The following is a 6,430-nucleotide window of genomic DNA, read 5'->3' as shown; positions in this document are numbered from 1 at the left end:
CCCTGGTCCTGAACACGCCGGTCGGCCGGCTGATCGCGCGTGGGACGGAGAAGGAGCTGCTGCTTGACGAGGTCGAAGCGCTGCTGACCTCGGGCGCGCTCGTCGTCGATGCCTGCCGCAACGTGGCGCGCGAGGCCGATGCGGTCGTCTCGCTGGCGACGCGGCCGGTGCTGTTCGCGCTGGCGCGCACGCTTGCCGAAGCCTGGCCGGCGGATGCCTCGCGTGAGTTGCTGTTGAGACGCGCCTTTCGGGCAAGGCATGCGGATGAATCGCATCGCGCGCGGCTGAGGGTCGAGATGGGACGGCTGCGCGCCGAGCTCGCCGGCTTGGCCGAGATCAATGCCACGGCCGCCGGCTTTGCCTTGACGCCGTTGAAGGCCGCCGAGGTCGTCGTGCTGGCGCCGCCGGTCGAAGACGAGCATGGCGCGGTGCTTGCCTTCCTGACCGATGGCGAGGCCTGGTCGAGCTCGGCGCTGGCGATCGCGCTTGGCGCCAGCGCGCGCACCGTGCAGCGAGCGCTGGAAGAACTGTCGACGCAGAATAAGGTGCAGCCGGTCGGCCGCGGCCGGGCGCGCCGCTGGATGATGCCGCCGGTGACCGGATTCCCGACTGTGTTGTTACTCCCGGGGCCGCTGCCGACCGACTAGTCTGCGGCCATTGTTCGAATGGAGGCTGAAAATGAAACGAGCCGCTGCCGAGATCCTGCGCGAATACGGACCGTTCCCCGGCGTCGAGCGCGTCAATGGCGTCACCTATGACGGCCAAAATATCTGGTTCGCCAGTGGCGACAAGCTGAACGCGCTCGATCCCGACAGCGGCAAGATCGTGCGTACGATCGATGTCGCCTCGCATGCCGGGACTGCCTTCGATGGTGAGTATCTCTACCAGATTGCCGAGGATCGCATCCACAAGGTCGACCCGAAGATCGGCAAGGTCGTCGCCACCATTCCTGCCCCCGGCAATGGCGGCGATTCAGGCATGGCCTGGGCCGAGGGTTCGCTCTGGGTCGGCGAATACCGGGCGCATAAGATCCATCAGATCGATCCTGAAACAGGCAGAGTGATCCGCACGATCGAATCCAAGCGCGTCGTCACCGGCGTCACCTGGGTAGACGGCGAGCTCTGGCACGCCACCTGGGAGGGCGAGGAGGGCGACCTGGTGCGCGTCGATCCCGACACGGGCGACGTGCTGCAGGAGCTGGCGATGCCCTCCGGCGTGTCGGGGCTGGAATCGGACGGCGACGGCTGCTTCTTCTGCGGAGGCGGCAGCAGCGGCAAGATCAAGGCCGCGAAGCGTCCGGGACACGGCGCCAAGTAACGGGCTGGCGAAAGGGCAGCGCGGTCAGGCCGCTTCGCGCGCCGGCCGCGTCATGGGCTTGCTGGAGGCTTTCGCGGCGTTCGGCCCGTCGACATGCGCCCAGGCCGGCCGCTCGAACAGGAAGGCGCCGAAGCCGATGCGCTTGACGATGAAATAGAGCACCACCGGGCTGATGACCGAGACAAGCAGCACAGCCAGGCTCAGCATGCCGGTGTCGGTCAGAAGGCCGCTCGCCAGCATGACACCGCGGAAGATCGACATCGGAATGGTGAAGGCGACATAGACGACCAGCGAATGCTCGCCGAGCCAGCGCAGCCACTCCATGGAAGCGAATTTCGACAGGAAGCCGCCGGCCACGCACAGCGCCACCGCGCCGGCGACGGCCAACGTCAGATGCAGCGGCGGCCACGCCGCCAGGCCAATCTGCATGCCGACCGCCTGCATGGCGTAGCCCGGCGAATAGACGAGCAGCCCGTTGACGAGCGCCCAGGCGAGCAGGCCCGCGACGGCGATCGCCGGACGAGCCTGCGTCCATTCCACCAGCCGGAAGATCAGCGGCGCGAGCACGAAGCCAAGATAGAAGAACACGAAATAGGCCGCGAACTGCTCGAGCGCGTAGCTGTCCGGCTTCGGCGCCCACATCTGCAGCGCGGCAGCGAACGGGATGACGACCCAATGCGGCACGCGAAGCTCGCGCAGCACGCGGATCGCGATGCCGAAAACCGCCAGCATGTAGATGAACCACAAGACGCCATAGGGCTGGACGACGGCCATTGCCAGGTCGTGCAGCATGCCGGCGGGGTCGCGGCTGAAGATGCCGATCTTCAGCCCGATCGAGACGAGCGCCCACAGCACGTAGAAATAGAGATAGTGGACGACGCGGCGGTCGACATAACGCCGCCACGGCCGGTCGATCACCTGCGACAGGAACAGGCCCGAGATCAGGAAGAATTCCGGCATGCGGAAGGGTGTCGCGAAGCCGATCACATAGTGCAGGAAGCCGACGCCGCCGGTGTACTCGCCTGTGTTGTAGGCCGAGTACATCATCACCACCAGGATGATGGAAAGGCCTTTTGCCGTGTCCACCCACGGCATGCGGTTCGGGTTGCTCATGAACGATCTCGAGGAAAATTCAACTGCCGCGATTGTAGCGGACCGGCAAATGGCCCGCAGCAACAAGCTTACGATATCGTAAACACCTTGTTCGGGACCCGCGTTAACCATCGCCTTATGGCGACTGCGCGGCGGCATGCGTCTCGCGCATCGCTATCGCGACGATCGCGCCCGACAGGAACGTCAGCGCCGCGATTGCCGCGATCGCCGCGGCAAAGCCGAAGAAGTCGGCGATCAGACCCGCCGACAGCGCACCGATCGCATAGCCGAGATCGCGCCAGAAGCGGTAGACGCTGAGCGAGCGCGCCCGCCAGGACGGATGAGAGGCGTCCGAAACCGCCGCGATCAGGCTCGGATAGACCATTGCCGTGCCGAAGCCGAGCAGCAGGCTCGCCAGCAGCCACCAGCCAAAATCGCGCGTCATGGCGGTCAAGAGAAGTCCCGCCGCCTGCACCCACATGCCGGCGACGATCAGCCCCTTGCGGCCCCACCGGTCGCTGAGCGGCCCGGTCGCGACCTGCAGGATGCCCCACACCGCCGGATACACCGCCTTGAGGATGCCGATGCGCTCGACGCCGAGCCCGTTGGCGACAAAGAAGAGCGGGAACAGCCCCCAGCTCATGCCGTCATTCAGATTGTTCACCAGGCCGGCCTGAGAGGTGGCGAACAGGTTACGGTCCCCGAACGAGGTCAGCATGAAGATCTCACGGAAGCTGAGCGGCGAAGACTGTCTTGGGTGATTAGCCAGTTCCAGCTCCACATGCCCGCGTGTGTCGCGCACCAGCAGGATCGACAGCGCCGCACCCAGGATCGCGTAGACGACGCCGAGATAGATCGGCACTGGCCGCAGCCCGTAGCGGCTGGCGAGATAGCCGGTGAGGAAGGCGGTGATGCCGACGGCGAGATAGCCGGCGAACTCGTTGAGGCCGACGGCCAGTCCCCGCGATTTCGGCCCGACCAGATCGACCTTCATGATCACCGTCATCGACCAGGCGAGCCCTTGGTTGATGCCGAGCAGCGCGTTGGCGGCCACGATCCAGCCCCAGTTCGGAGCCCAGATGATGATGAAGGGCACCGGCAGGCCGAACAGCCAGCCGAGGACCAGCACGCGCTTGCGGCCCCATGTGTCGGCAAGCTGGCCGGAGACGAGGTTGGCGCAGGCCTTGACCACGCCGAAGCTGACGATGAAGGAGACGATAAGCGTGCTGGAAGCGACGCCGAATTCCTCCGCGCCGATCAGCGGCACGACGGTCCGCTCGATGCCCACCATCCCGCCAACGAAGGCGTTGATCAGCACCAGCAGCGAAAACTGCTTCCAGTTGGCCTTGAGGCCGAGCGCGACGGCGGTGGCGTTCACACTGGAAAACCGGCCTTTCTGAAGCCTGATGTGAAAAGCTCGAGAGCGACCGGGTCGGCGAACGGGAGACCTGAAATCAGCCGAACAGTCACGTCGTGTTTCCTCACCAGTGTTTCCTCGACTTCAGCGCGCGCCTTCTCCATCTCGCCCAAATGCGCGTAAGTCGCCGCGAGGAAGGCATGAGTGAAGAAATGGTCTCCGGCCTTCTGATACGAACTGACGGCTTCCGAGTACTTGCCAAGCAGGAAAAGGGAGCTGCCCTTCACCTCCCAAAACCATGTCGGAGGTAACGGGTCGCGCAGCAGCGCACTTTCGAGCACGTTGAGTGCCGTCTCGGCCCGACCGCCGTAATTGAGCCAGCTCGCGTAATCCCCTGCTATGTTCACGTCGAGCGGGTTCAACGAGCGTGCTCGCTCGAAATGCATTCCCGCATCGCTGTGCTGGCGCATATGCGTAAGCACCAGCCCCATGCTCTGGTGACACACGCCGTCGCTCCTATCGAGAGCGAGCGCCGCTCGTGCCGAGTCCCAGGCCTTCTGCAGCGTGCGGGGATCGTTGTCGTACCAAAATTTGCCAACGAGGGCCTGGGCGAGGAAGGCGTGGCCTTGAGCGAATGTCGCATCGAGCTCGACGCACCGAACGAACAGCGGCTCGGACTTGTCCAGTTCATATCTATGGAAGAGCGCGCGCCCTTGCAGATAGTAATCGTATGCATCCCAATCGGCTGGAGGCTTGCGCCTGGAGCGGCTTGCCGAGTCGGCCTCCGTTTGGCCTTCGACCATTGAGGCGATGAGCGCGGCAACCTCGTCTTGCAATGTGAAGATGTCGTTGAGGGCCCGGTCGTACCGTTGGGCCCACAGGTGGGTGCCGGTGGCGGCGTCAATCAATTGTGTGGTGATGCGAATGCGATCGCCGAGCTTTCGTATGCTGCCTTCGACGAGGTAGCGAACCCCGAGTTTGCGACGGACTTCAGCGATGTCCGGTGCCGGATGGCGAAACTGAAAAGACGAGTTGCGTGCGATGACGAGGAGGGAGCGAAATCTGGCCAGCTCCGTGATTATGTCCTCGGTTATGCCGTCACTGAGATATTGCTGGTCCTGATCGCCGCCCAAATTGGCAAAGGGCAGCACCGCAATCGACGGTTTGCCGGATGCCGGCATCGGTTTGGAGGGTGTGCTCGCCACCGGCTCAATCGTCCCGGTGAAGCGGTAGCCGACGCGAGGCACATTGGCGATCCACTCGCCGCCGTTGTCAGCCGGACCAAGAACCTTTCTTAGTGTCGCGATCTGGACGGTAAGGTTGCCTTCCTCAACGGCGGTGCCCGGCCAGGCAGCGTCCATCAGCTCAGCCTTGGTCACGATTTCGCCGGGCCGTGCGCAAGCGCGGCAAGCAACGTCAGCCCACGATGCCCAACGGCGATCGGGATGCGCTCTTTAAGGAGCGTCCCGGTGTCGGGATCGAGTACGAACGGACCAAAAGCGATGCGAGTCCCGTGCATGTGCACATAGTAGACGCTTGGAAAGTTTTCGGAAAAGGGTTTGAGAATGGCAAAACCGGTAACTGGGGCGTTCCGCGCGCCGCCTCGAGGACAGGATGCCGGAATGGAAAGCGGCCAGCCTGCCGGTGGCGGCGGCCGCCTGATGGTGCGGCTGGCTGATTGACCCGGGCGCGCCGGCAGATCAACGTGCGATGGCTTACAAAAGCTGATAGCATCCCTCGATGCTTTCTCCACGAGGCTTGAGGGTCACCATGTCTGCGCGTTTCTATTCGCTCCTGCTAACGTTTCTTCTGATTGCACCCAGCGCCTTCTCGGAGACGCTGAAGCTTCCGGACAATCTGACGGGGTTCAGTTCCCCTGCCGGAGAAGGCTTTCTTGCCGAGAGCATGGCGAAGGAAGCCTATTTCCCCCTCGCGAGCAACTTTCTCACGCAAAAGACGCAGGCCTATTGCGGCGTGGCCAGCATCGTCATGGTGTTGAACGCGCTCAACGTTCCGGCGCCTTCGGTGCCCGAATACGAACCTTACAAGACGTTCACGCAGGATAATGTCCTGAACGAGCGCACGGAAACCATTCTTCCTCGTCAGGTCCTCGACAAGCAGGGAATGACGCTCGACCAAATCGGGGCCATTCTTTCCACCCAGCCGATCAAGGCCGAGGTCCGCCATGCTTCGGATGCCAGCCTCGAGCAGTTCCGCATCCAGGCCAGTTCGTTCCTTGCCAAGCCCGGGCACTTCGTCATCGTCAACTATCTGCGCAAGGCGATGGGCCAGGAGAAAGGCGGGCATATATCGCCACTGGCCGCTTACGACGAGAAAGCGGACCGCTTCCTGATCCTCGATGTCGCCCGCTACAAATACCCGCCGGTGTGGGTCAAAACGGCCGACCTGTTCGGAGCGATGAACACGGTCGACAGCGACAATGAGAACAAAACCCGCGGATATGTGCTGATATCGTCGCCTTCGGGACAGTAGTTCAGCCGAACTTCCAGCGGAGAACGCCCACAAAGGCCCGCGCCGGAGCCTGTGGGTCCTAATTTGCCTCGAAACCAAGAAGGCGGAGCGGTTCGCCGTTTCCGTGAAATGCTCCGCGTTGCCCGTGAGCCCTCAGTCCTTGGCGCGCTCGACGTATGACCCGTCTGCGGG

At 63.5% G+C, this 6,430-nt stretch carries 5 protein-coding genes and 1 pseudogene; 3 read left to right on the top strand and 3 right to left on the bottom strand.

From position 1 onward, the window contains the following. Nucleotides 1-647, top strand: a pseudogene (locus EOA28_RS20680) (helix-turn-helix domain-containing protein); the annotation flags it as partial. A 31-nt stretch (nucleotides 648-678) separates the two neighbouring features. Further along, nucleotides 679-1,317: a DUF5074 domain-containing protein gene (locus EOA28_RS20675; RefSeq protein ID WP_127250607.1), complete on the top strand. Its 639-nt coding sequence runs from the start codon at nucleotides 679-681 to the stop codon at nucleotides 1,315-1,317. 24 nt (nucleotides 1,318-1,341) lie between these two features. On the opposite strand, the gene EOA28_RS20670 is transcribed toward EOA28_RS20675, so the two are convergent. The 3 genes from EOA28_RS20670 to EOA28_RS20660 form a co-directional block, all read right to left on the bottom strand. Then, on the bottom strand, nucleotides 1,342-2,430 hold the full coding sequence (locus EOA28_RS20670; RefSeq protein ID WP_127250609.1) for an acyltransferase family protein: 1,089 nt from the start codon (nucleotides 2,428-2,430) through the stop codon (nucleotides 1,342-1,344). A 115-nt stretch (nucleotides 2,431-2,545) separates the two neighbouring features. Next, nucleotides 2,546-3,787 carry an MFS transporter gene (locus EOA28_RS20665; protein ID WP_127250611.1) on the bottom strand — a complete coding sequence of 414 codons (1,242 nt, stop codon included), beginning with the start codon at nucleotides 3,785-3,787 and terminating at the stop codon, nucleotides 2,546-2,548. Next, nucleotides 3,784-5,145 (bottom strand): winged helix-turn-helix domain-containing protein, encoded by a 1,362-nt coding sequence (locus EOA28_RS20660; RefSeq protein WP_245463283.1) that lies wholly within the window; start codon nucleotides 5,143-5,145, stop codon nucleotides 3,784-3,786. The genes EOA28_RS20665 and EOA28_RS20660 overlap by 4 nt, the downstream gene beginning before the upstream one ends. A gap of 361 nt (nucleotides 5,146-5,506) precedes the next feature. Between EOA28_RS20660 and EOA28_RS20655 the strand changes: the two genes are divergently transcribed. Next, nucleotides 5,507-6,259, top strand: coding sequence for a phytochelatin synthase family protein (locus EOA28_RS20655; RefSeq protein WP_348633170.1), 753 nt, complete (start codon nucleotides 5,507-5,509; stop codon nucleotides 6,257-6,259). The last annotated feature ends 171 nt before the right edge of the window (nucleotides 6,260-6,430 follow it).

It is taken from the genome of Mesorhizobium sp. M2A.F.Ca.ET.067.02.1.1, assembly GCF_004023285.1.
Taxonomy (GTDB): Bacteria; Pseudomonadota; Alphaproteobacteria; order Rhizobiales; family Rhizobiaceae; genus Mesorhizobium.
This window is presented reverse-complemented; position numbering and strand designations above follow the sequence as displayed.